Origin of the sequence: Hyphobacterium sp. SN044, assembly GCF_021864465.1 — a bacterium.
Classification (GTDB): Bacteria; Pseudomonadota; Alphaproteobacteria; order Caulobacterales; family Maricaulaceae; genus Hyphobacterium.
Map to the genome: position 1 here is coordinate 1 of NZ_JAKKUV010000002.1, position 22,727 is coordinate 22,727.

23 protein-coding genes and 1 tRNA gene are annotated in these 22,727 nt (G+C 64.7%); 17 read left to right on the forward strand and 7 right to left on the reverse strand.

What is annotated here, in order from left to right:
• The first annotated feature begins 248 nt into the window (after positions 1–248).
• Positions 249–668, forward strand: a complete 420-nt coding sequence (locus tag L5876_RS02880) for a hypothetical protein (protein WP_236954583.1) — start codon at positions 249–251, stop codon at positions 666–668.
• Here the strand turns inward: L5876_RS02880 and L5876_RS02885 are convergent.
• A complete protein-coding gene (locus L5876_RS02885; RefSeq protein ID WP_236954584.1) occupies positions 665–1,543 on the reverse strand; it encodes a fatty acid desaturase family protein in 879 nt (292 codons plus the stop codon). The genes L5876_RS02880 and L5876_RS02885 overlap by 4 nt on opposite strands.
• A gap of 231 nt (positions 1,544–1,774) precedes the next feature.
• Between L5876_RS02885 and L5876_RS02890 the strand changes: the two genes are divergently transcribed.
• Positions 1,775–2,737 carry a beta-propeller fold lactonase family protein gene (locus L5876_RS02890; protein WP_236954585.1) on the forward strand — a complete coding sequence of 321 codons (963 nt, stop codon included), beginning with the start codon at positions 1,775–1,777 and terminating at the stop codon, positions 2,735–2,737.
• Positions 2,738–2,909: 172 nt separating this feature from the next.
• Here L5876_RS02890 and L5876_RS02895 read toward each other — a convergent pair whose 3' ends face one another.
• A complete protein-coding gene (locus L5876_RS02895) occupies positions 2,910–3,761 on the reverse strand; it encodes a hypothetical protein (protein ID WP_236954586.1) in 852 nt (283 codons plus the stop codon).
• 71 nt (positions 3,762–3,832) lie between these two features.
• On the opposite strand from L5876_RS02895, the gene L5876_RS02900 reads away from it, so the two are divergent.
• From L5876_RS02900 to L5876_RS02920, 5 genes are all read left to right on the forward strand, one after another.
• Positions 3,833–4,306: a potassium channel family protein gene (locus tag L5876_RS02900; protein ID WP_236954587.1), complete on the forward strand. Its 474-nt coding sequence runs from the start codon at positions 3,833–3,835 to the stop codon at positions 4,304–4,306.
• Between the two features lie 77 nt (positions 4,307–4,383).
• Positions 4,384–6,408 (forward strand): acetyl/propionyl/methylcrotonyl-CoA carboxylase subunit alpha, encoded by a 2,025-nt coding sequence (locus tag L5876_RS02905; protein WP_236954588.1) that lies wholly within the window; start codon positions 4,384–4,386, stop codon positions 6,406–6,408.
• An 89-nt stretch (positions 6,409–6,497) separates the two neighbouring features.
• Positions 6,498–7,019 (forward strand): hypothetical protein, encoded by a 522-nt coding sequence (locus L5876_RS02910; RefSeq protein ID WP_236954589.1) that lies wholly within the window; start codon positions 6,498–6,500, stop codon positions 7,017–7,019.
• Positions 7,020–7,116: 97 nt separating this feature from the next.
• Positions 7,117–7,629: a DUF805 domain-containing protein gene (locus tag L5876_RS02915; RefSeq protein WP_236954590.1), complete on the forward strand. Its 513-nt coding sequence runs from the start codon at positions 7,117–7,119 to the stop codon at positions 7,627–7,629.
• Between the two features lie 34 nt (positions 7,630–7,663).
• Positions 7,664–8,209 carry a DUF805 domain-containing protein gene (locus L5876_RS02920; protein WP_236954591.1) on the forward strand — a complete coding sequence of 182 codons (546 nt, stop codon included), beginning with the start codon at positions 7,664–7,666 and terminating at the stop codon, positions 8,207–8,209.
• 50 nt (positions 8,210–8,259) lie between these two features.
• Here L5876_RS02920 and lipB read toward each other — a convergent pair whose 3' ends face one another.
• Positions 8,260–8,949 carry a lipoyl(octanoyl) transferase LipB gene (gene lipB, locus L5876_RS02925; RefSeq protein WP_236954592.1) on the reverse strand — a complete coding sequence of 230 codons (690 nt, stop codon included), beginning with the start codon at positions 8,947–8,949 and terminating at the stop codon, positions 8,260–8,262.
• A 90-nt stretch (positions 8,950–9,039) separates the two neighbouring features.
• On the opposite strand from lipB, the gene L5876_RS02930 reads away from it, so the two are divergent.
• Together L5876_RS02930 and L5876_RS02935 are read left to right on the forward strand one after the other, a co-directional pair.
• Positions 9,040–9,288: a FliM/FliN family flagellar motor switch protein gene (locus tag L5876_RS02930; protein WP_039717971.1), complete on the forward strand. Its 249-nt coding sequence runs from the start codon at positions 9,040–9,042 to the stop codon at positions 9,286–9,288.
• Positions 9,289–9,367: 79 nt separating this feature from the next.
• A tRNA-Leu gene (locus L5876_RS02935) sits at positions 9,368–9,454 on the forward strand.
• Positions 9,455–9,474: 20 nt separating this feature from the next.
• Here the strand turns inward: L5876_RS02935 and L5876_RS02940 are convergent.
• On the reverse strand, positions 9,475–10,371 hold the full coding sequence (locus tag L5876_RS02940; protein WP_236954593.1) for a hypothetical protein: 897 nt from the start codon (positions 10,369–10,371) through the stop codon (positions 9,475–9,477).
• A 104-nt stretch (positions 10,372–10,475) separates the two neighbouring features.
• Between L5876_RS02940 and mgtE the strand changes: the two genes are divergently transcribed.
• The 6 genes from mgtE to L5876_RS02970 all read left to right on the forward strand — a co-directional run bounded on the left by mgtE (position 10,476) and on the right by L5876_RS02970 (position 16,789).
• A complete protein-coding gene (gene mgtE / locus L5876_RS02945; RefSeq protein ID WP_236954594.1) occupies positions 10,476–11,858 on the forward strand; it encodes a magnesium transporter in 1,383 nt (460 codons plus the stop codon).
• A gap of 35 nt (positions 11,859–11,893) precedes the next feature.
• Complete coding sequence (locus L5876_RS02950; RefSeq protein WP_236954595.1) at positions 11,894–12,850, forward strand: kelch repeat-containing protein; 957 nt, start codon at positions 11,894–11,896, stop codon at positions 12,848–12,850.
• Between the two features lie 63 nt (positions 12,851–12,913).
• Positions 12,914–14,266: a lysozyme gene (locus L5876_RS02955; RefSeq protein WP_236954596.1), complete on the forward strand. Its 1,353-nt coding sequence runs from the start codon at positions 12,914–12,916 to the stop codon at positions 14,264–14,266.
• Between the two features lie 57 nt (positions 14,267–14,323).
• On the forward strand, positions 14,324–15,496 hold the full coding sequence (locus tag L5876_RS02960; RefSeq protein WP_236955030.1) for an isovaleryl-CoA dehydrogenase: 1,173 nt from the start codon (positions 14,324–14,326) through the stop codon (positions 15,494–15,496).
• 73 nt (positions 15,497–15,569) lie between these two features.
• A complete protein-coding gene (locus tag L5876_RS02965; RefSeq protein WP_236954597.1) occupies positions 15,570–16,079 on the forward strand; it encodes a hypothetical protein in 510 nt (169 codons plus the stop codon).
• Complete coding sequence (locus L5876_RS02970; protein WP_236954598.1) at positions 16,079–16,789, forward strand: flavodoxin family protein; 711 nt, start codon at positions 16,079–16,081, stop codon at positions 16,787–16,789. The genes L5876_RS02965 and L5876_RS02970 overlap by 1 nt, the downstream gene beginning before the upstream one ends.
• Here the strand turns inward: L5876_RS02970 and L5876_RS02975 are convergent.
• Complete coding sequence (locus tag L5876_RS02975) at positions 16,786–18,516, reverse strand: patatin-like phospholipase family protein (protein ID WP_236954599.1); 1,731 nt, start codon at positions 18,514–18,516, stop codon at positions 16,786–16,788. The two genes, L5876_RS02970 and L5876_RS02975, sit on opposite strands and share 4 nt — an antisense overlap.
• 3 nt (positions 18,517–18,519) lie before the next feature.
• On the reverse strand, positions 18,520–19,047 hold the full coding sequence (locus L5876_RS02980; RefSeq protein WP_236954600.1) for a hypothetical protein: 528 nt from the start codon (positions 19,045–19,047) through the stop codon (positions 18,520–18,522).
• 150 nt (positions 19,048–19,197) lie between these two features.
• Here L5876_RS02980 and L5876_RS02985 point away from each other — a divergent pair, with 150 nt between their 5' ends.
• A complete protein-coding gene (locus L5876_RS02985; RefSeq protein WP_236954601.1) occupies positions 19,198–20,154 on the forward strand; it encodes a hypothetical protein in 957 nt (318 codons plus the stop codon).
• Here L5876_RS02985 and L5876_RS02990 read toward each other — a convergent pair.
• Complete coding sequence (locus L5876_RS02990; RefSeq protein WP_236954602.1) at positions 20,151–20,954, reverse strand: DUF5694 domain-containing protein; 804 nt, start codon at positions 20,952–20,954, stop codon at positions 20,151–20,153. The two genes, L5876_RS02985 and L5876_RS02990, sit on opposite strands and share 4 nt — an antisense overlap.
• Before the next feature lie 132 nt (positions 20,955–21,086).
• Here L5876_RS02990 and L5876_RS02995 point away from each other — a divergent pair, with 132 nt between their 5' ends.
• Positions 21,087–22,694 (forward strand): carboxyl transferase domain-containing protein, encoded by a 1,608-nt coding sequence (locus L5876_RS02995; protein ID WP_236954603.1) that lies wholly within the window; start codon positions 21,087–21,089, stop codon positions 22,692–22,694.
• The last annotated feature ends 33 nt before the right edge of the window (positions 22,695–22,727 follow it).

Here is a 22,727-nt window from a genome sequence, read left to right on the forward strand (position 1 = left end):
TCGCCGGGGTCGTGCGCGCATTCGCGTGAAGCCGGACCTGCATCACCCAGCCCTCCGTCTCAACGCAACATAGGCTAGCCCAGCAACGATCGCTGGGGAATCAAAACAATCGTCCGAAACGAAACACGGAAGCCGGGGTCCAGATTGGCCGTTGGACTGGATTCCGGCTTTCGCCGGAATAACGGATTGAGCGCGCTGGCTATGCCCCGGATTGAATCCGGGGCAAAAAGGGGCGGGGAGGGGATCGCATGACACCCTATGAAGCTGCATCGCTGTTCGTGGCGTTCGCCGAAGCCGCGCAGACCGGGTTCGCGAACTATATCGCCATCCTGTCGGGCATGCTGGCGGCGAGCTGGTTCTTCGCCCACCGGCTGACGCGGCTGATGGCGGCGATCCTGATCTTCATCTTCACGGTCGCGGCGGCTGGCTTCGGCAACGAGGTCTTCTCGATCTATTCGGACCTTGCGCGGCTCGGGACGTATCTTCACGGGATCGGCCAGGCGCCGGAAGCCGGGCTGGGTTGGCTCGGGCCGGTACGCGGCCCGGCCGGGTCGATGGCACCGATCCCCTATGTTGTCCTGAGCCTGTGTCTGATGGGCTATGTCGCAGCGCTGTGGTTCTTCTTCCACGTGCGCAAGATACGGCGCGAGGACGTGGCGGACGCCTAGGCCCGCACCGCTTTCCGGATCACCGCCGCATAGCCGGGGCTGATGCAGTCATAGCCCTCGTAATAGCCGCGCTCGCGAAGCAGGCGGTGAAGGCGGGGCAGGTGATAGGGCGGCACCGCCGCGAACATGTGGTGTTCGAGGTGGTAGTGGACGTGGTTCGGCGCGACGAGCAGGCGTTCGAGCCAGCCCGCCCGCGTCGTATGCGTGTTGCGCCGGGGTTCGGGATCGTAGCGGTCCATGGCGACGCCATGCTCGCCGATATTCCTGAGGCGGATGATCGCCGGATAGACGAAGAGGCGCGCCACCCACCACAGGGCAATCGCCCAGGGCGCCTGCGCGGCGACCAGCGCGGCGAGCAGGACGAGCTGGAAGACGATGGGCGGGATGCGGCGTTCCCAGTCCGACTTCGTCCACAGGAAGATCAATTCCTTCACACCGGTCTGGCCGGTGAAATCGCGGATGAATTTGCGCCGCAGGCTGTCCTTCGTGACCGGATAGTCTTTCACAAGGCCCTGGTCCGGGTCCTTGTCCGTGCCGGCGTATTTGTGGTGGTCGAGATGATAGGGGCGGTAATCGCGCAGCGGAACGCCGACGGCCGCGCCGCCGAGCCAGTTGCCGACGAAATCGTTGATCCAGGGCGTGCGGAACATCGCCCGATGGGCGCAGTCATGCATCACGATGGCCAGCGCCAGCTGGCGCCCCGCGAGGATGAAGACGCTGACGGGCGAGAACCACGGGTTCCAGATCGCCAACGCGAAGGCGGCGGCAATCAGCGCGTAATCCCCCGCGAGCATCAGCGCGCCGCGCCAGTTCTCGGCCTTCGACAGGGCACGCAATTCCTCGCGGCTGATGGCGTCCGACAGCTTCATCGTCATGGACGCGAATCTAGCATGGGGCGGCGCGTTGCCAAACCGGCTTCCCCCTCACCCTGACGCGCGCCTCCTTCGGAGCCGCACGTCTTTCCCTCTCCCTCAAGGGAGAGGGAGGGGACCCGGCCTGAACCGAAGGCGAAGGTTGGGGAGGGTGAGGGGTACCTTTCGCCGATTTCACTCCAAAGTCCGCAGCGCCGCGCTATCTTCCCTGGAAACACGCTGGGAGGCTCTGCCATGAAAACACTTCTGACCGGACTGTCCGCGGCCGCACTGATTGCGGGGGCGGCGCTGGCCGATGATCTCTTGCTGGTCGTCAACAAGGGCGACGACACGCTGGCGCTGGTCGATGCCGAGACACTCGAGGTCACCGCGACCGTTCCAACGGGTGACAATCCGCACGAAGTCTATCCCTCGCCGGACGGGGCGCTCGCCTATGTCTCCGACTATGGCGGGGCGCAGGGCACGACGGTAACGGTCGTCGATCTGGCCACGGCCAGTGCGACCGCCACATGGGATATCGCACCCAATCGCGGGCCCCACGGCATCTGGGTGTCGGGCGACGGGGCGCTCGTCTGGGTGACGACCGAAACCAGCGGCACGGTCACCGAGATCGACGCGGCGACGGGCGAGATTACCAATGTCTGGGAGACCGGGCAGGCGGTCAGCCACCAGCTGGTCCCGACGCCGGACGGGGAAAAGCTCTACATCGCAAACATCGGTTCGGGTTCGGTCACCGTGATCACACGCGCGACCGGCGAGGTCGTTTCCATCCCGACCGGAGCGGGCGCGGAAGGCATCGACGTCTCGCCGGACGGGTCGGAAGTGTGGGTCACGAACCGTTCCGCGGACACGGTTTCCATCGTCGATGTGGCCACCGACACGGTGACGGCGACCATTCCTTCGGGCGGCGTCTTCCCGATCCGCGCGCGGTTCGCGCCGGACGGTTCGGAGGTCTGGATATCCAACGCGCAATCCGGTTCCGTCGCGGTGATCGACGCCGAGACGCATGAGGTGCTGGCGACGGTCGATACCGGCGCGGTGCCGATCGGGCTGCTGATGGATCCGGAGGGCGATCGCGTCTTCGTGGCCAACACGCAGGACGATTTCGTTACGGTGATCGACCGCGAAACCCGCGAAGTGACCGGACGCGTGGAGACCGGCGACGAACCCGACGGGCTCGCTTGGGTGACGCGCTAGCTGGATTGCATTTATTGCCCTCCCCCTTGAGGGGAGGGCCGGGAGGCTGCGCGTCAGCCAGCCGACCGGGGTGGGGGTGTCTTGCAGGTACGCTCACCCCACCCCGCTCCCGTCCTTCTTACGAAGGCCGCTCGCGTCCCTCCCCTTCAAGGGGAGGGGAATCCGATCGGGTTCAGATTTTCCGTTTCGGCATGGCGCGCCCCTCGATTACGCCGGCGAGCGCGGCCCAGACGGGCAGGGTGGCGAAAAGCTGGGGCGGACCGCCGAACAGGCTGGCAATCGCGCCGGCGAGCGCGAGCGCCATGCCGGCCTGAATGCGGCGCTTCTGCAGCTTTTCCTCCAGCCGCACATCGCAGCAGGAGTGCGGCTCAGGCGTTGTGAAGATCATCAGGAGGAAGAGCCCGCCAACGACGGTCGCGGCTACCAGCCAGCCGCGCTCGATCAGCACGGCATTCTCCGGATGCGGCGCACCGTTCATGGCCATGGCGTAGAGCCCGGCGATGAAGGCGACGCCCGCGGCCATCAGATTGTTGCCCTGGGTCTGGTCGAACACGGTGTCGATCGTCAGGGCGGCGGCGATCAGGAAGCAGGTCCACCACGGCGCGCCGAGGATGGCCAGCCCGGCGGCGAACAGCCCCATCATGATCAGGTCGACCAGTTTCAGCGGGTTGCCAACCGTCCGGTTGACGATGCGGACCGCGAACAGCACTGCCGCGATATTGAGGATCGAGGTGTTGTAGCCCAGCGCGACCGCGACGAGGGCGAGCGCCATGGCGACGAAGGCGGACTGGTTGATATCCGGGTCGAGTTCGCGGCCAAGTGCCCAGGCCAGGAAGGCGACGAACATCGCCTCGATCGCGAGCAGCACCGTGTCGCCGATGCCCATGATGTTGGTCAGGTAGAGATAGATGGCGACGGCAATGCCGCCGAGCGGTGCCAGGATGATGACCGCCAGATTCGTCCGGAATTTCGGATCGAGCGGCCGCGCCAGCGACGAATAGCTGTAAACCTTGTGCGTCATCATTGTCCCTCGCATGCCTCGGCACCCAAACTAACCCTGTTCGGCGCGGAGAAAAGTCCGGCTAGTGTGAAGCCATGATCGAGTCGGATGCCGTCCAGTTGATGCCGCCGCTCGCCGTGGCCACGGGAATGATCGCGGGCACGGTGGTTATCCACATGATCGGGCTCATTGTTCTGATGGCCCTGCTACAGTCGCGGTCGCACAATCTGAAGCCGATGCAGAATGCGCTCCGGCAGGGCATTTTCATCGTGCTGGTGGTGCTGGGTCTGGTCGTGATCCATGCAGTCGAGATCTGGCTATACGCACTGGTCTATCGCGCGCTGGGCGAGTTTCCGACCCTCGAAGCGGCGCTGTATTTCTCGACTTCGAGCTTCACAACGGTCGGCTATGGCGACGTCGTGCTGGACGAACGCTGGCGGCTGGTCGGAGCGATCGAAGGGTTCAATGGTCTGTTGCTGATCGGCTGGTCGACTGCCTTCCTGGTGTCGGTGATCGGCAAGCTGCGCGCGGCCGAACTGGCGTGGCTCGACCGCATGCGCGACAGCTGAGACGCGTTCACACCTTGCCGCTGCGTCGCCGGGCGGGCTAAACCGGCATTTCGAATTGGGGCTCCCGAAGGGCTGGAATGTTCAAGAAAATCCTGATCGCCAATCGCGGCGAGATTGCCGTCCGCGTCATCAAGACCTGCCGCCGCATGGGTATCCAGACGGTCGCCGTCTATTCCGAGGCCGATGCCGATTCCAAGGCCGTCGACATGGCGGACGAGGCGGTGTTCATCGGACCGCCGGCGCCGGGCGAAAGTTATCTGCAGATCGACAAGATCATCCAGGCCGCGAAGGATACCGGGGCGGAAGCGGTGCATCCCGGGTTCGGCTTCCTGTCGGAGAACCCGAAATTCCCCGCTGCGCTGGAAGAAGCGGGAATCGTCTTCATCGGGCCTAATGTTCGTGCCATCGAGGCGATGGGCGACAAGATCACCTCCAAGAAGTTCGCCGCGGAGGCGGGCGTTTCCACCGTGCCGGGCCATATGGGCCTGATCGAGGACGCGGACGAGGCAGTGAAGATCGCTGCGGAGATCGGTTTCCCGGTGATGATCAAGGCGTCGGCCGGCGGGGGCGGCAAGGGCATGCGCATCGCCTGGGACGAGGCGGAAGCGCGCGACGGCTTCAAGTCGGCCCGGTCCGAGGCGAAATCGAGCTTCGGCGACGAGCGCATCTTCATCGAGAAATTCGTGGTGCGGCCGCGCCATATCGAGATCCAGGTGCTGGGCGACAAGCACGGCAATGTCATCCACCTGAACGAGCGGGAATGTTCGGTTCAGCGCCGGAACCAGAAAGTGCTGGAAGAGGCGCCGTCGCCCTTCCTCGACAAGTCGACGCGCGAGGCGATGGGGGCGCAGGCCGTCGCACTGTCCAAGGCGGTGGACTATGACAGTGCCGGCACGGTCGAATTCATCGTCGACGCGGACCGCAATTTCTACTTCCTCGAGATGAATACCCGCCTGCAGGTGGAGCACCCGGTCACCGAACTGACCGTCGGGCTCGACCTCGTGGAGCAGATGATCCGCGTGGCCTATGGCGAAGAGCTGAAAATTCGCCAGAAGGACGTGAAGATCAATGGCTGGGCGGTCGAGGCGCGCCTCTATGCCGAGGATCCCTATCGCGGCTTCCTGCCCTCGATCGGGCGTCTGAAGCGCTACAAGGAACCGGCCGAAGGCAAGCTGGGCGACGGCACGCTGCGGATCGATTCCGGGGTGCGCGAGGGCGACGAGATCTCGATGTTCTACGACCCGATGATCGCCAAGGTGATCGGTCACGGCGATACGCGGGAAGCGGCGATCGACACGCTGCTGGCCGGTCTCGACCGCTATCATGTCGAGGGCGTGACCGCGAACGCACCTTTCCTGGCCGCCTGCCTCGGCGAGAAGGACTTCCGCCGCGGCGACATCCATACCGGCTATATCGAGGAGCATTTCCCGGAAGGTTTCCATGGCACGGCGCCGACCGAGGATCAGTTGCGCTATCTGACGGCGGCGGCGGCCTTCATCCATACGGTGAACATCCGCCGCGCGGCGCAGACCAGCGGCCGCATCACACCGCCGCCGGTTGCCCACGCGCAGGAGTGGGACGTGCTGCTCGACGGCCGGCGGATTCCGGTCGAGATCGACCTGCCGGATGCGGCGATCGGCGGCGGCGGCGAAGCCACGCTGTGGATGCCCGAACTGGTGGGCGAACCCGTCACGCTGAAGTCGGCCTGGCGGCCGGGCACGCATCTGTTCGAAGGACAACTCGGCGACGAACGCTTCGCGGTCTCGTTCTCCGATCGGACAGAGGGCTATTGGCTGCGCCATCGCGGCTTCACCTGCGTCGCCATCGTATGCACGCACACGTCCGCGGACCTGCATGCCCTGCTGCCCGAAAAGGAGCTCGGCGCGTCGGCGAAGATGGTGGAAAGCCCGATGCCGGGTCTCGTCGTGTCGATCGATGTCGAGGTCGGCCAGGAGGTGAAGGCCGGCGAACCGCTGATGGTGATCGAGGCGATGAAGATGGAAAACGTCCTGCGCGCCGAAATCGACGGCACGATCAAGACGCTTCACGCCAAGCCCGGACAGTCGGTCGCGGCCGACGAATTGCTGGCCGAGTTCGAATAGGGGGGGATCGCGTCCCGGCGTTTTCCCGCTTGGCCTGCCGCCGTGCTGCGCTAGCTTCCGGCGCTGGATAACCCACCTGGGAGGGACACATGAATCCTGTTGCCTGGTTTGTTCCCGGCGTTCGCGCCAATGGCGGAACCTATTTTATCGGACTGCTTGTCTGGCTGGTCATCCACGCGGGCATTGCCGCGGCGATGCTCTACGCCGATCTGCCGCTGCCCGACATGTCGGGCATCATCAGCCTGGTGCTCGTGACCCTGTTCACGGCCTTCGTCCATATCAACCGGCTCAACGATGCCGGCCGGGGCTGGGCGATGATGCTGTTGCCGGTGCTGATCTCGATCGTCATCTATTTCCTCGCCGCGGTCATCATGAGCATGATCATCGGTGTCCAGATGATGGGCGAGTACGCCGCCCAGAATGGTACGGACATGATGACGGTGGCGCAGGACCCGGCGCTGACCGAGGAATTCCAGACCTGGCTGACCGAAGACGAGACCCGGGCCATGGCCGTCGCGGTGCCAGTGACCTGGGTGGCCTTCGCCGGCTACTGGGCCATCCAGCTGATCTTCGGCCTGTGGTTCCGCGGCATGCAGAGCCGCGAAGCCTGATTTACCTTCAGGTCCGAATTCGCCCCTGCGGCGATTGACTCGATGCAGATTCGCCCTCCACGGTGGTTCCCTAGGGAATTACCGGAGGGCGTTTCTCATGGATCAGGCAAAAGTTCAGGGGCTTCAGGATCTGCTGCTCAAGTTCGAAGGCAGGATCGGTCCGAATTCATTATGGCAGGGTGCCATCGTCATTCTGGCGATAGCGATCGTTCTGCAGGTGCTCAGCGCCCTTCTGGGCTTTCTCGGGCTGATCTTCAGCCTGCTGGGTCTGGCCCTGCTTTATCCGCTCTTTTGTATCTACGCGAAGCGGTTCCACGATGCGGGCAAGCCCGCCATCTGGACCCTCGCCGTGCTGGCGGGGATCTGGGTGGGTGCCCTCGTTCTCGGCATGCTTCTCGCGCCGCTCTACATGGGCAGCGCCATCACTGCGGCGCAGACGGGCAATATGGGCTCATTCGCCCTTCAGGCGATGATCGTGAATGTTCTCGTTGCAATCGTTCTTCATCTCGGCGCGGCATTCGCCGTCAATCGCTTCCTCAAGGCCGATCCCGGGCCGAACGCCTATGGTGAACCGGTCGCGGACGCAGCCTCGCCCAATCCGCTGGCCTGATCGCCGGCGCCCAATCTTCTGACAGGGGGAAAGAATGAATATCGGAAACGTACTCTTCAGCCCGAACGGGCGTATCGGCCAGCAAAGCTTCTGGATCGGCGTTCTCATCATCATCGGCGCAAACGTGCTTCTGACCTGGATCCCACTTCTCGGTTTCCTCGTCTGGCTCGGCCTCTGGTATGTGGGCTTCTGCGTCTACGGCAAGCGCTTGCACGACATCGGGAAATCGATGTGGATTCACGCGCTTGTCGTGCTGGTCAGCTTCGTGATCTCGATCATTGCCGGCGTCATGGTCGGCGGTTCGATCTTCGCCATGGCCATGAGCGGAAACGGTGAACCGGATCCCGCCGCCATCATGTCGATGATGGGCAGCATGGCCGGTGTGTTCATTATCCCGACGCTCTTGTGGCTGGGCTACACGATCTGGCTGGGCGTTGCCTCCGGCACGGTCGGCGACAATCGCTACGGCGCGCCCGAGGGCACTGCACCCCAGGCAGCTGCGCCCGCAGCAGCTCCGCCCGCTTCGAATCCGACGGTTACACCAGCCTCGGACAACAATCCGCCACCCCCGTCCGCCTGACGGTCCGGCACGTCTCACTGGAAAGGCCCGGCCACCCAGCCGGGCCTTTTCTATTCCGCTTTCAGGGCGGGCGGCGCGGCGTCTTCCAGTTCGCCGAAGACTTCGGCGAACGCCGTGCGCATGGCCGCGGTCACGTCTTCCATCGAGGCGTTCACGCCGAGATCGGCGAGGCTGGTGACGCCGTATTTCCGTTCCGAAATTCCGCACGGCGTGATGCCGGAAAAGTGCGAGAGGTCAGTCGAGACGTTCAGCGCGATGCCGTGGAAGGACACCCAGCGGCGCAGGCGCACGCCGATGGCGGCGACCTTGTCCTCATGGCCGTCGCCCTTGTCGGGGCGGGCCACCCAGACGCCGACGCGTTCGCAGCGGCGTTCGCCGACCACGTCGAAGGCCGCGAGGGTGCGGATGATCCATTCCTCGAGGCCGCGGACGAATTTCCGGGCATCGCGGCCGCGCTCGGTCAGGTCCAGCATGACATAGCCGACCCGCTGTCCGGGGCCGTGATAGGTGTATTCGCCGCCGCGCCCGGTCTTGTAGACCGGGAAACGGTCGGGCTGGAGCAGATCGCCCGCATCGGCGCTCGTGCCGCCGGTGTAGAGCGGGGGGTGTTCCAGCATCCAGACCAGCTCCGGAGCTTCGCCGGCCGCGATTTTCGCGGCGCGATCCTCCATGAAGGCGACGGCCGGTTCGTAGGCAATATGGCCGGGCGAGACCGCCCACTGGGTTTTTTGCTGTGTCATTGTTATCGTGGTTAACCCGCCGGAAACGGCGTCTGTTCGAACATTGTGCGTGACATGTCGAGTGGCAAGTGCCTGTGAGGGGGAAGTCCGTTGAGTCAGCTGGGTGCGGTAAAGGTGGAAGTGACGGTCGTTCTCGGGCGTTCGTCGATGCCGATTCAGCAATTTCTCCGGATGGGCCGGGGCGCGGTGATTCCGCTCGATGCCGAGGAAGACGACGAAGTCTGGATCCTGGCCAACAATCACCCGATCGCGCGCGGCGAGATCCAGATCCAGGGCGACCGCGTCACGGTCAACATCACCGGTCCGGCAGACGTCAACGCGTTTTACGCTGCGGCCTGACCGGGCGTCTGAATTTCCGCCGCATCGCGCACTTCACAAGCCGCATTTCCGCTGCTATCTCGCACGGCCCTGACACGATGCGGTCGTGGCGGAACTGGTAGACGCGCAGCGTTGAGGTCGCTGTGGGGTAAAACCCGTGGAAGTTCGAGTCTTCTCGACCGCACCATGTCATCGAAGCGCCGCCCCTTATGGGGCGGCGTTTTCGCTTTCAGGTTCTGCTTCAGGCAGACAGGGGCCATTCTTGAGAAGGATGGCGTCGCGGAAGGTTGCCGACACAGCCGCTACCGATAGCGCGATGTGAAGCAACAACAACGTGCCCTCGATCACCGAAAATACGATCCACACCAGTGTGTCCGACCCGGACATCGGGTACATCGCTTGTTCGTTGAGGGCCCACGACAGGATTTGGCTAGGCGCGAGCGTGAAGACTGCGATCAGCCACAACGCTCCGGCAAGCTGCAAGCCGACGCCCTTCGACAGGCGAAACGCTTCCCTGCCGCCGGGATTCCGACCCAGCGCCGCGGCCGGGACCATCAGGGTGGCACGGGCACCGAAGATCGTCGCGAATGGCACGAGCGCTGCCAGCGCTGCAGCGAAAAAATTCAACGGCGGTCCGGAAATGAATATCGAGACGATCGCAGCGAGGAGTAGCAGGCCAACAATCGGCAAAGCCGCGTAGAATCCGACCATCCAGCCGCGGATGAAAACGCCGGTCACGCTTCCGTGCAGCAGGTTCGCGCCGAGCATCTCGGCGTCGTGGCGAAGCCAAAGTCGGTGCAGAGCGAATACGGCGGTGATGCTTATCACGGTGTCGGCCAACAGAGTCAGTGTGCGACCGTCGTCGACTATCAACCAGGACAATCCCGACACGATTGAGAGCACGGCAAATCCGGCCAACGCGAACAGGCTTTCCCGGACCTTTTTTCCGACAAGGCGAAATCCGGATCCAATGATGGCGAGTGACGAGGCGGTCTCGAGGCGATCAGCGCGAACAAAAATTGACGCGAGTATCAGTGCAACGAGCCCTGCGATGAATCCGATCGACGCCAAAGGATAAAGCGACAGCCCGTCCGTCATCTGCATCTGCACCCCCGCCGACGATTCCCCGAAAACACCGTAATCCGGCCCTCGAAAATCTCCAGCGCCGCGTCTACTGTCGCCGCGCAACCCCCCGAGCAGGAGTCCCCATGAGCGAAACCGCCGAAATCCCGACGGAAGACTCCCCGCAGGGAGAGGTCGATGTTTCCAAGGCGGTGGCACTGGCGGTCCTGATCGAGGAGGGCGACGGCGAGGGGATCGGCCGCCTTCTGGAGGGCCTGCACCCGGCCGACATCGCCGACCTGATCGAGCAGTTGAACAGCGAGCAACAGGAAGAACTGGCGCGGATCGCGCCGGACATCCTGACCGGCGAGGTGCTCGCCAATCTGCAATGGGACACGCGCGAACTGGTCGCGGCAGAGCTCGACCCCGCTCACCTGGCCGCGGCGATCCAGGAACTCGATTCGGACGATGCGACGCTGCTGGTCGAGGAACTCGACGACGCGCTGCGCGAACAGGTTCTGGCCGAAGTCCCGGAAGAAAACCGCGCGGCGCTGGAATCGAGCCTCTCCTTCAACGAGGAAACGGCCGGCCGCCTGATGCAGCGCGAATTCGTGGCCGCGCCGGATTTCTGGACGGTCGGGCACACGATCGATCACATGCGCGCGGCGGGCGACGAATTGCCCGAGCTGTTCTTTGACGTCTATGTCGTGAACACCGGTTTCGAGCCGGTCGGCGCGGTGCCGGTCAGCCGGCTGATGCGGTCGAAGCGTGACGTGAAGCTGGCCGACATCATGGAAGAGGTGCGGATCCGCATCGAGCCGGACACCGACCAGGAAGACGTCGCCTACTACTTTGAAAAATACCACCTGATCTCGGCACCCGTGGTCGATGCCTCGGGCCGCCTGTCGGGCATGCTGACCGTCGACGACATGGTCGAGGTCATCCAGGAAGAGAACAAGGAAGATATGCTGGCGCTGGCCGGTGTGAACGAGGCCGGGCTGACCGATACCGTTCTGGAATCGGTGAAGTCGCGGGCACCCTGGCTGCTGGTCAATCTCGGCACCGCCATTCTGGCGTCGGGCGTGATCGCTTTCTTCGACACCGCGATTTCGCAGCTGGTCGCGCTGGCTGTCCTGATGCCGATCGTCGCCTCGATGGGGGGCAATGCCGGAACCCAGTCTCTAGCCGTGGCGGTACGGGCGATCGCCTCGCGTGATCTGACGTCAGCCAATGCGCGGCGCGTGATCATCCGCGAAATGCTGACCGGGACATTCAACGGTATCATCTTCGCGGTCGTCATGGGCGTGGTCGCCGGGTTGTGGTTCCAGAACTGGGCGCTCGCCGCGGTGATCGCCATCGCGATGGTGATCAATCTCGCCTGTGCCGGTCTTGCCGGAATTCTCGTGCCGATGGGGCTGAAGCGTTTCGGGGCCGACCCGGCGGTGTCGTCCTCGGTCTTCGTGACCACTGTTACCGATGTGGTCGGGTTCTTCGCCTTCCTCGGACTTGCCGCTATGGTGTTGCTCTAGCGGGGCACGTCAGTCTAACCGGGTGTTTCAAAATCATGCGTCACTGGATCCTTTCCGGCCTTGCCGCCGCCATGCTGCTTCCCTCTGCCGCGCTCGCCGACGGGCAGTGGTCCGACGGGCCGCGCCTGCAGGACCCGCGTTCGGGGCTCGCAGCCATCGAGTTCGAGGGACGGATCTACGCCGCAGGCGGGGCGGGTCTGACCCAACCGCGCGACGAGGTGGAAGTGCTCGATCTGACGCTGGGCGACTGGCGGGACACGACGGCGCTGCCGGCCGGGCTGGAACGCTTCGGTCTCGCCGCAATCGGCGGGCGCATCTATGCCGCCGGCGGCTATGCCGCACGCGAAGGCGTGCGCCCGATCGCCGACATGTGGTCGTTCGATCCGTCGGCCGGCATCTGGTCACGCGAACCGGCGATGCCGGGTCCGAAGGCGTCCTTCCAGCTGGTCGCCGCGAATGACCGGCTCTACGCCATCGGCGGCGAGACAGGTGCGCCGGAAACCTATGTCTTCGATCCGGAAGACCAGAGCTGGGAAACGCTCGAAGCGCCTGAAGACATCTCCCGGCGCGGGGCTGCCTCGGTCGTGTCCGACGGGCTGATCTATCTGATCGGCGGCGCGCGTGAAGGTGCGGCATCGACACGGATCGACGTCTACGATCCCGAGAGCGACAGCTGGGCGCAGCTGGCCGACATGCCGACGCCGCGCGCCGGGCATGCCGCCGCGCTGCTGAATGGCCGCATCCATGTCTTTGGCGGGCGGGGCGCGGACCTCAGCCAGACGCTGAGCGATCACCTGGTCTACGACATCGCCCGCGACCGCTGGCAAACGGCCGAAGGCCTGCCCGCGCCGCGCACCGATGCGTCGGCGGCAGTCATCGAGGGACAGATCTATCTGATCGGCGGCGGGGCCGGGGGCGGCTTCTTTGCCCCCTTCACCGCGGTCGACGAAACCGACATCTATTCCGACGCCAATTCGGGCTCCGGAGAGTAAACGGCGTCCGGCTTGCAAGATGCTTCCGTGCCGCCCCCAAAGGCGTCCCGGATTGGAACATCGATGAAGCTGCGTCTGAAATCCACGCCCGCCGCGCGTGCCCTGGTCAGGGAGTACGAGCCGTTCCGCGGCTCGGCCGAGCGCGATGCCAATGGCCGCTGGACGGTGGGCTATGGCCACCGGGCCGGCGCGCGCGAAGACACGACCGTGTCGCGCGATGACGCCGAACTTCTGATGATCTACGACGTGCTGCAGGCCGAGAAAGCCGTCGACGAAAGCATCAATGACCCGCTGCAGGCGCCGCAGCGCGACGCGCTGGTTTCGTTCGCGCTGGGGATCGGCCTGACGGCGTTCCGCCAGAGCGCAGTCGTGCGCCTGATCAACAAGGGGCGCTGGCGCGCCGCGGCCGACGCGATCGCGGCCTGGGGCGGCGGAGACAATCCGCGCCACGACGCCGAACGCGCGCTGTTCCTGACCGATCTGCCGGCCGATGTCAGCGGCCGCCCGGTCGAACTCGTCATCGAGGTCGAACATCCCGACCTGGACGAGGATGATGTCGACATGCCGGTCGCTCCGGTCATCGAAGAGATCGAGACCTCAGTCGAAGAACCGGCTGACGAACCCGCTGCCGAGATTGCCGAGTCTCCCGCCGAGGACGAGGCGGAGCCCGAACACCCGGTCGAGGCTCCCATCGTCGAGGACCAGCCTGCTGCGCAGGAAATGCCGCGCCCAGCCGCCGTTCCGTCCGCACCGGTGCGCAGCGCCGTCGCCGAGCGCGTCATTGCGCGCATGCGCGACCAGCTGGCGATCCGCGAAGATCAGCCCGCAGCAGTGCCGGTCACCGCTGCGCCCGAACCGGAGGGGGAAACCACCGAGGCTTCGCAAGCGCCGGAGCCCGTCACCGGTCCGGTGGGCTATGTGTTCGCCGAAGCGGCCGACATCGAAATTGAAGAGGACGAGGCGCCTGTCGTCGTCACGCCCTCCGACGAAATTCCGCCGCTCACCGGCGCGGCCGTCAGCGCCGGAGCTACGGGCGAAGTCGCCGGGGCGGGGCCGAGCAGCATGGCCGACCCGGAGACTGAAAATCTCAATCACGGCTCTGACGAAGGCCTGCCGGATCCGATGGAAATCTCTCCGGAATTCGAAGCCGGTTCGGTCGTGCCGAAGCGCAATGGCTGGGTGAACGGGGACGATTCTCCGGCACCGTCTGCCAGCGGGTTTCCGGCCGGTACGGTCTCGGTGCTGGGTCTGGGCGTACTCGCCTTCGGCGTCGGCGTCTGGGACACGGCATCGCGCTGGGAAGCCTATAGCGGCGGCGATATCTGGCCCTTCGGTCCGGCAACCGCGGCGGCGGGTTTCGTGCTGACCGGCGCAGCGGCAATCGGCCTGATCAGCCGCGGCATGCGCAAAAACTGACGCAAACGTCACCTTCGTTTGCTTGACCCTCCGGGGGGAATGCGCCATGTCCCGCGCATGATCCCGAACCAATACCCCTCGATGAATTTCGACCTCGGCGACACCGCCGAGATGATCCGTGACACCGTCCGCAGCTTTGCTTCGGACGAACTCGCGCCGCGCGCCGCCGAGATCGACAAGTCGGACGTGTTTCCGGCCGATCTCTGGAAGAAGATGGGCGATCTCGGCCTCCTTGGCATCACGGTCGAGGAGGAATGGGGCGGCACCGGGCTCGGCTATCTCGAGCACGTCATCGCGATGGAGGAGATTTCGCGCGGATCGGCTTCGGTCGGCCTGTCCTATGGCGCGCATTCCAATCTGTGCGTGAACCAGATCCGCCGCTGGGCCTCGAAAGAGCAGAAGGAGAAATACCTTCCCGGCCTGATTTCCGGCGACAAGGTCGGCGCGCTCGCCATGTCCGAACCCGGCGCGGGGTCCGACGTCGTGTCGATGAAGCTGCGCGCCGACAAGAAGGGCGACCATTACGTCCTCAACGGCTCGAAGATGTGGATCACCAACGGCCCGTCGGCGGATTATCTGGTGGTCTATGCCAAGACCGATCCGGGCGCGCGCTCGCGCGGGATCACCGCCTTCCTGATCGAGAAGGGAATGAAGGGCTTCTCCGTCGCGCAGAAGCTCGACAAGCTGGGCATGCGTGGGTCGGAGACCGGCGAGCTGGTCTTCGAGGACTGCGAAGTTCCCGAAGAGAATGTGATGGGACCGGTCAATGACGGCGTCCGCGTTCTGATGAGCGGGCTCGACTATGAACGCGCCGTCCTGTCCGCCGGACCGATCGGCATCATGCAGGCCTGCATGGACGTGGTGCTGCCTTACGTTCACGAGCGCCGCCAGTTCGACCAGCCGATCGGCAATTTCCAGCTGGTCCAGGGCAAGCTCGCGGACATGTATGTGCGGATGAACGCCGCGCGCGCCTATGTCTATGCCGTCGCCAAGGCCTGCGACCGGGGCGAGACGACCCGCAAGGACGCCGCCGGGGCCATCCTCTACGCTGCGGAAACCGCGACCCAGCTGGCGCTCGACGCGATCCAGCTGCTCGGCGGGAATGGCTATATCAACGAGTATGCGACCGGCCGCCTGTTGCGCGACGCCAAGCTCTACGAGATCGGCGCGGGCACGAGCGAGATCCGCCGCTGGCTGATCGGCCGCGAGCTGTTCACCGAGACGCGCTGACCGGTTTTTTCCCAATCGCGGGAACCGATCGGGTAGGTTTCGCCTTGAACAAGGAGTTCAAGGGGAGAAATCCATGCGCAAGATTCTGATGATCACCGCCGTCGGCCTTTTCGCCGTTGCGTGCAGCGAGTCCGACATGCCGTCGGGCGAGCAAATGGAAGCCGACGCCGAACAGGCTATGGACGAGGCCGGCGAGGCCATGGCCGATGCCGGTGACGCCATCCAGGACGCCGCCGAAGACGCGGAAGCGGAAATGGACGAGATGGGCGAGGACATGCCCGTCCGCGACGTCAATGGCCGCTGGGGCATCACCGAGTTGGCCTGCAGCGAAGACAATGACATGCGTGACGGCGTGATCGTGATTTCCCGCTACACCGTCGATGCCGGCCTTGATTCCTGCTCGATCCAGAGCGTCGACCAGACCGACGGCTATACGCATTTCGTCACGCAGTGCGAGAGCGGCGAGGGTGGCGAGCCCTACATGCAGGAATTCCATTTCATGGCGGACGGCGACACGCTGACCTGGGACAATCGCGACATGAATCGTGAGGAAACCTATATCCGCTGCGGTGATGCGGGTTGATGGCTTTTGACGACCTCAAAGCCGCTTTCGTCAATTGCACGCTGAAGCGATCGCCGGAGACCTCGAACACCGAGGGGCTGATGGCGGTCGCCAAGGCGATCATGGACAAACAGGGTGTTCAGACCGAGATGATCCGGCTGGTCGATCACCCGGTCGCGCCCGGCGTCTATCCCGACATGAAAGAGCACGGCTGGCCGGTCGATGCCTGGCCCGAGCTGTGGCAGCGGATCAGGGCGGCCGACATCCTCGTCGTCGGGACGCCGATCTGGCTGGGTGAGGAAAGCTCGGTTTGCCGCGTGCTGATCGAGCGGCTCTACGGGCAGTCCGGCGACACCAATGAGAAGGGCCAATACGTCTTCTACGGCAAGGTCGGCGGCTGTGTCGTGACCGGCAATGAGGACGGCATCAAGCATTGCAGCCAGACCGTGCTCTACGCGCTTCAGCATATCGGCTACACCATCCCGCCGCAGGCCGATTGCGGCTGGATCGGCGAAGCCGGGCCGGGTCCGTCCTATTGCGATGAAGGCAGTGGCGGGACGGACAATGAATTCACGCAGCGCAACACCACCTTCATGGCGTGGAATCTCATGCACATGGCGCGGATGCTGAAGGACAATGGCGGCATCCCGAACGAGGGCAATTCGCGCGAGGCCTGGGACAAAGGCGAGCGTTTCGGCCACCCCAATCCGGAATACCGGTCGGGCGATTAGGCGAAGATTTTCGCCCGGGTTTCCTCGTCGGCTTCGTCGAGGGCGCGCATCGCCGCCTCATAGCCGGACTGGATCGTGTCCTCGAACCTTTTCCATTCCCTGAGGTCGGTGTCGATCTCGGGCAGGGCGACGAGATCGACGGCCTTCAGATAGGCTTCGTGCCGGTCGACCATCGTACCTGCGGTCGCCGCGCGCATCAGAAGCGAGGCGATGGGCGGCGGATCGCCGAATCCGTGCTTTCGTACCCAGCCGAAAAAGCTGGGCGGATCCTCGAAATCCTTCGGATCGACACCGCGTGCGCGGGTCACGTCACAACCGACATTCGGACCGCGATGGAAGGCACGCATCTGCTCTGACGGGAAGTTGGTGAACACCGCACCGTCGACGAGCAAAGCCTCGCCTTTCACCACAGGCGGCAGGATGCCGGGCAGGGCAATCGAGGCGCGCAGCGCATGGCGCAGCACGCCGCGCCGGTGAATGAAGGGCTTTCCGTCCGACAGGTTGGACGAGACGCAGAAGAAGGGCCGGCGCATGTCGGCGATCTCGACCTCGCCGAAATGCTTTTCGAGACGCTTGTCGACCTTGTCGCCGCGCGCCAGCGACACGACCGGCAAGTGCCAGTCGGACAGCGGGTTGGAATCGACGAAGGCGTCGCGGGTGCGTTCGACGATTTCCTCGTGTGTCCAATCGAGTGCCTCGCCGGCGGCAAGGATGGCGCCCATCGACGCCCCGCCGAGAAAATCGAACTGCAGCCCCGCTTCCTCGAAGGCGCGCATGGCCCCGATATGGGCGTAAGCCCGCGCGCCGCCGCCCGACAGGACGAGGCCGAGCGACCGTCCGGCCAGCGTGCGCGCCAGGCGCGCGATATCGGCGGTTGATCCCTGACGCCAGTGAAACAGGCGGGCGGCCTCGACCGCATCCATCCACTCCTGCGGACGCGCAGCCTTGGCGACCCCCTCATGATGCAGAAGCACGACGTCGATCAGTTTCAGGCTGGCCGCTGGCGACGGGTCGGGCGGAAGAAGCGGAATGGACGGGCGCGCATCGGATCTTGCGAACAGCCAGACCCGGTCGGCACGGCCCATGGCCCGGCGCGCCCAGAGCGGATCGCCGAGCTTGGCGGTCAGGAAGACGAGATCGTGGGAATTCTCGAACTCATCAAGTTTGGTTCCCGGCATCTCGGCGCATTCATCGCCGCCAATGGCGACGGTGACGCCAAGAGTCTCCAGCGCGTCCTTGAGGGCGCGCGCGCGGTATTCGAGATCGATGGTCGGCGAGGACGAAATCAGCGCGAAGACGCGCGGCTCGGACCCGCCGCGCTGCGGGCCGGAGCGCAGGCGGCGCAGCATCATCTTCGCCAGTTCGCGCATCAGCGAGGGGTGCTTGTCCGCCAGACGGTCGAAGCTGGCCCGCGGCAGGCGCACGACCTCGCTGTCGCGCATGGCATAGACGCTCGCCGAGTGCGGACGTTCCTCCAGCATCGACATTTCGCCGACCGGCTCGCCCTGGCGGATATAGCCCAGCAGGTTGGGCCGCCCGAGCGCGCCATTCCGGAATGCAGCCAGCGCGCCGGAGCGCAGGAGATAGAAGGCGTCGGCGGGTTCCCCTTCGCCGAACAGCATGGCGCCGGCGGGCAGGCAGAACCATTCCACCTCGTGCTCGACGGCTTTCAGCGCCGCCTTGCCGATATCGTCGAAGAAACCGAGGAAGGAGAGGGTGAGGGGCATCGGTCAGTAGCAACCTGTACCGAGCCGAACGGCCTGGCCCGTCAGATCATCATACCAGAGATAGGTCGGATATTCGGGATCTTCCATCACAGTGATCAGCGGCCCCCCGTCCGCCCGGGCACGGATGTAGGTCACCGTATCGGCCGAAAGGCAGAAGCCGTCACCGACCTCATGCCCCTGGGGGTGCTCCGGCAAGTCGGACGCACGTGCCGGTGTCGGTTCGACCTGCATGGCATTGCGCGACAGGAAGCGGACGAGTTGATCGCGCGTCGGCGGGTCTCCGACCGAACTCCAGAGAAATTCGACGGTCGATGCCCCGAAAAAGACGCGCCGGCCCGTGCCATCGAAGACGTGATAGGCTACCGCCGCCAGCGCGCAGTCCTCGCCGATGATTTCGGCGACGGCCCTGTCATTGGCGTCCGGTCCGGTAAAGGCAATCGCGTGTTCAACGCGATAGTCGCACGCCTGAACTGCGCGCGGCGTCGCCTGGATATCGTCGGAGATCAGAAGGGCGGCGAGAGCGAAAAGCATGGTCCGTGTGAGTCTCGTGCGTTGCGGCGACGCTAGCGCAGACGCGCGGCAGGCGCCACGGGACTTGGCCAAATGACAGTCTCACCAAAGGTTCAGTTGGCGTGGCGCCGGGCCGGTGCCAGTCTGCCCGAAATGATCGGGGAGAGTTTCATGCGCGTATTTCTGACCGGACTGATGGCGTCTGCGGCGGCGTTGGCGCTTTCGGCGGCGGCGAATGCGGCCGACTACGTCTTTGCCACGCCGGACGAGGCCTATGCCCACCTGTCAGCGGACGACGAGTTCACCGTTCGCCTGCAACCGATGGAGATCGGATTGCGTCTTGAGGACAATGCGCAAATCTCGCGTGAGGCTCTGAACGCGCTTTACCGCGACTCGGTGCGGGACTTCACGGACGAGGAGCGCGCAAGGCTGGATGCGCTGCTTGCCGAGGATGCCGCGCTGCTTGAAAGCCTGTCGCCGCTCCTGCCTGACGATGTCGTCTTCATAGCCACCAATGGCGGAATCGATGGCGGGTTTCCGCATACGCGTGGCAATGCGATCGTTTTCACCCCGAGCTGGCTGGCGGGCGGCGATGCCGGTTTCCGCCAGACCTTCTATCACGAGCTCTGGCACGTCCTGTCGCGCCACAACCGCGACCGCGCCGACGAGATCTATGCGCTGATCGGGTTCGAGCCGTGCGAGGTCATGGTGCCGGAGAACCTTTCGGAGCGCCGCCTGACCAATCCCGACGCGCCGGTGAATGCGCATTATGCGCCGCTGGAAATGGACCAGGCGGACGGCGTCGTGCCGGTCCTGTTCCTGCCGGAAGGCGGCTATGATCCCACGCTTGAGGGCGGGTTCGGCGCGCATCTGGGCTTTTCCCTGATGGCCGTGGATCTGGAAGGCCGGCATTGCGAGCCCGCGCTGGACGGAGACGGCAATCCGATGCTGATCGCGCCAGGAAACCTGCCGCAATATCTCGACCTGATCGGGCGAAACACCGGCTACATCATCCACCCGGAAGAGACGCTGGCCGATAATTTCGTGCTGTGGGTCAATGGCGCCGAGGGCGTGCCGGACCCGGAGGTCGTGGAGCGGCTCGGCGCCTGGATCGAAGCCAACCGCTAGCCTTCAAGATAGTCGAGCGCGTCGACCCATTCCATTTCGACCGCGTCCTGGATGAACTGGTCGAACAGGAATTTGTGGCCCGACCCGTAGATGACGAGCACGCGTTCGCCCGGCTCGGCGACCCATGAAATCTGCGCGAAAATCTGCAGATTCCGGCCCCACCAATTGGTCATTTCGCGCGCGCCGGCCGGGTTCTCGACACTGCCGAGCTGAGCCAGCGTCAGATAGATGTTGTGCAGTTCCAGAAAGTCCGGTGCGTTCGCCGCGATCAGGCGCTCTGTCACGCTGATTTCGGGCCGGTTCAGGCGTGCGTCCTCGGCCTCGATCGCGGCGCGGAGCTCCTCCATACGCGCCATCAGGCGGTCCTGACCGTTTGCCTGTCCCGCCGCCATCATGGCGTCGAAGTCCATGCCGGACGAATAGTCCGCTGCGTAGAGCCGGTCATGGCCAAGGCGTGCAGCGAGCCGCATGCCGATCTGTTGGCGTTCGTTGACGGTAAGGGTGTGTTCGCCGCGCCGGTAGGCGTCATATAGCGCGTTGAACCGGTCTTCGGCCTCGGGATCGAGTTCAACGACGATCCGGGTCGGGTTGAATTCGGCGAGGCGTTCGACGACGGCCTCGATCTCGGCCTGGCGCGCCGGAGCGAGATAGTCGTCAACCTCCGGGTTGATGTAGTCCTGGCCGCCGCCGGTGAAGTGGAAGGTTCCGAGCACCATGACCTGTGCCGGTGGCTCGTCCTGCTGAGCGATTGCGGTGGCGGGGCTGAGCGTGAGTGCAAGCGCAGCAAATGCGAATTTCATGTCCAGTCTCCTTGGAATCTGCCTCCAAGGATGCCGGTGCGGTCCTGAATGGATGCAGCGCGTTGCCGGGACATGCGTTTAGCGGCTAAGAGCGTGTGACCTTTTCGGCAGACCTCCGCGAGTTCCACACACATGAGCCACATCACGTCGCAGATCGATCCCGCTTCCGACGCCTTCAAGGCCAATCGCGAAGCGATGGGGAAGCTGGTCGAGGAGTTGCGCGCCTGCACCGCCGAAGCGGCGATGGGCGGTTCCGAGCGGGCCCGGGAGAAGCATGTCAGCCGGGGCAAGCTGTTGCCGCGCGAACGGGTGGAGCGCCTGCTCGATCCGGGTTCGCCCTTCCTCGAGATCGGCGCGCTGGCCGCGAACGGCATGTATGAGGGCGACATTCACGGCGCCGGCATGATTGCCGGGATCGGCCGGGTGTCGGGCCGCGAGGTGATGGTGGTGTGCAATGACGCCACGGTGAAGGGCGGGACCTATTACCCGATGACGGTGAAGAAGCACCTCCGGGCGCAGGAGATCGCGCGCGAGAACCGTCTGCCGTGCGTCTATCTCGTCGACAGTGGCGGGGCGAACCTGCCTCACCAGGCCGAGGTCTTCCCGGACCGCGAGCATTTCGGGCGCATCTTCTACAATCAGGCGCAGATGTCGTCCGCCGCCATCCCGCAGATCGCGGTCGTGATGGGCAGCTGCACCGCCGGCGGCGCCTATGTCCCGGCGATGTCGGACGAGACGATCATCGTGCGCCAGCAGGGCACGATCTTCCTCGGCGGGCCGCCGCTGGTGAAGGCCGCGACCGGCGAGGTGATCTCGGCGGAGGATCTGGGCGGGGCGGATGTGCACGCCCGCAAGTCCGGCGTCGCCGACCACTATGCCGCCAATGACGACCACGCCCTGTTCCTTGCGCGGCGCAGCGTCGGCACGCTGAACACGCGCAAGCCGGAATGGCCGGACCTGGCCGAACCGGTCGCTCCGGCCTATTCGCCGGACGAGCTGAACGGTGTGGTGCCGACGGATTTGCGCACGCCCTACGATGTGCGCGAAGTGATCGCGCGGATCGTCGACGGTTCGGAATTCGACGAGTTCAAGAAACTCTATGGCGAGACGCTGGTGACGGGCTTTGCCCGCATCGAGGGCATGCCGGTCGGCATTATCGCCAACAATGGCATCCTGTTCTCGGAGAGCGCCCAGAAGGGTGCGCACTTCATCGAGCTTTGCGCGCAGCGGAAAATTCCGCTCGTCTTCCTGCAGAACATCACGGGCTTCATGGTCGGCTCGAAATACGAGGCCGGCGGCATTGCCAAGGACGGGGCGAAGCTGGTCACCGCGGTGTCGTGCTTCGCCGGACCGAAGGTGACGATCATCATCGGCGGATCCTATGGCGCGGGCAATTACGGCATGTGCGGCCGGGCCTACTCGCCGCGATTCCTCTTCATGTGGCCGAATGCCCGCATCTCGGTGATGGGCGGGGAGCAGGCGGCGAGCGTGCTCGCCACTGTCAAGCGCGACGGCATGGAAGCGCGAGGAGAGACCTGGTCCGCCGAGGATGAGGCCGCCTTCAAGGCACCGATCCGCGAGACCTACGAGGCCGAGGGCTCGCCCTATTACTCGACGGCGCGGCTGTGGGATGACGGCATCATCGCGCCGGCGGATACCCGAACCGTCATCGCCCTGTCGCTGTCGGCGTCGCGCAATGCCGAATTCGGCGACACGAAATTCGGCGTCTTCCGGATGTAACTTGACGTCTCCCGGAACCGGCGTCAGCCGGTA

What these genes read in the sequence shown, in the direction of transcription:
- L5876_RS02880 (WP_236954583.1), top strand. Translation starts at nt 249, where the DNA reads ATGACACCCTATGAAGCTGCATCGCTGTTCGTGGCGTTCGCCGAAGCC.
- L5876_RS02885 (WP_236954584.1), bottom strand. Translation starts at nt 1,543, where the DNA reads ATGACGATGAAGCTGTCGGACGCCATCAGCCGCGAGGAATTGCGTGCC.
- L5876_RS02890 (WP_236954585.1), top strand. Translation starts at nt 1,775, where the DNA reads ATGAAAACACTTCTGACCGGACTGTCCGCGGCCGCACTGATTGCGGGG.
- L5876_RS02895 (WP_236954586.1), bottom strand. Translation starts at nt 3,761, where the DNA reads ATGATGACGCACAAGGTTTACAGCTATTCGTCGCTGGCGCGGCCGCTC.
- L5876_RS02900 (WP_236954587.1), top strand. Translation starts at nt 3,833, where the DNA reads ATGATCGAGTCGGATGCCGTCCAGTTGATGCCGCCGCTCGCCGTGGCC.
- L5876_RS02905 (WP_236954588.1), top strand. Translation starts at nt 4,384, where the DNA reads ATGTTCAAGAAAATCCTGATCGCCAATCGCGGCGAGATTGCCGTCCGC.
- L5876_RS02910 (WP_236954589.1), top strand. Translation starts at nt 6,498, where the DNA reads ATGAATCCTGTTGCCTGGTTTGTTCCCGGCGTTCGCGCCAATGGCGGA.
- L5876_RS02915 (WP_236954590.1), top strand. Translation starts at nt 7,117, where the DNA reads ATGGATCAGGCAAAAGTTCAGGGGCTTCAGGATCTGCTGCTCAAGTTC.
- L5876_RS02920 (WP_236954591.1), top strand. Translation starts at nt 7,664, where the DNA reads ATGAATATCGGAAACGTACTCTTCAGCCCGAACGGGCGTATCGGCCAG.
- lipB (WP_236954592.1), bottom strand. Translation starts at nt 8,949, where the DNA reads ATGACACAGCAAAAAACCCAGTGGGCGGTCTCGCCCGGCCATATTGCC.
- L5876_RS02940 (WP_236954593.1), bottom strand. Translation starts at nt 10,371, where the DNA reads ATGCAGATGACGGACGGGCTGTCGCTTTATCCTTTGGCGTCGATCGGA.
- mgtE (WP_236954594.1), top strand. Translation starts at nt 10,476, where the DNA reads ATGAGCGAAACCGCCGAAATCCCGACGGAAGACTCCCCGCAGGGAGAG.
- L5876_RS02950 (WP_236954595.1), top strand. Translation starts at nt 11,894, where the DNA reads ATGCGTCACTGGATCCTTTCCGGCCTTGCCGCCGCCATGCTGCTTCCC.
- L5876_RS02955 (WP_236954596.1), top strand. Translation starts at nt 12,914, where the DNA reads ATGAAGCTGCGTCTGAAATCCACGCCCGCCGCGCGTGCCCTGGTCAGG.
- L5876_RS02960 (WP_236955030.1), top strand. Translation starts at nt 14,324, where the DNA reads ATGATCCCGAACCAATACCCCTCGATGAATTTCGACCTCGGCGACACC.
- L5876_RS02965 (WP_236954597.1), top strand. Translation starts at nt 15,570, where the DNA reads ATGCGCAAGATTCTGATGATCACCGCCGTCGGCCTTTTCGCCGTTGCG.
- L5876_RS02970 (WP_236954598.1), top strand. Translation starts at nt 16,079, where the DNA reads ATGGCTTTTGACGACCTCAAAGCCGCTTTCGTCAATTGCACGCTGAAG.
- L5876_RS02975 (WP_236954599.1), bottom strand. Translation starts at nt 18,516, where the DNA reads ATGCCCCTCACCCTCTCCTTCCTCGGTTTCTTCGACGATATCGGCAAG.
- L5876_RS02980 (WP_236954600.1), bottom strand. Translation starts at nt 19,047, where the DNA reads ATGCTTTTCGCTCTCGCCGCCCTTCTGATCTCCGACGATATCCAGGCG.
- L5876_RS02985 (WP_236954601.1), top strand. Translation starts at nt 19,198, where the DNA reads ATGCGCGTATTTCTGACCGGACTGATGGCGTCTGCGGCGGCGTTGGCG.
- L5876_RS02990 (WP_236954602.1), bottom strand. Translation starts at nt 20,954, where the DNA reads ATGAAATTCGCATTTGCTGCGCTTGCACTCACGCTCAGCCCCGCCACC.
- L5876_RS02995 (WP_236954603.1), top strand. Translation starts at nt 21,087, where the DNA reads ATGAGCCACATCACGTCGCAGATCGATCCCGCTTCCGACGCCTTCAAG.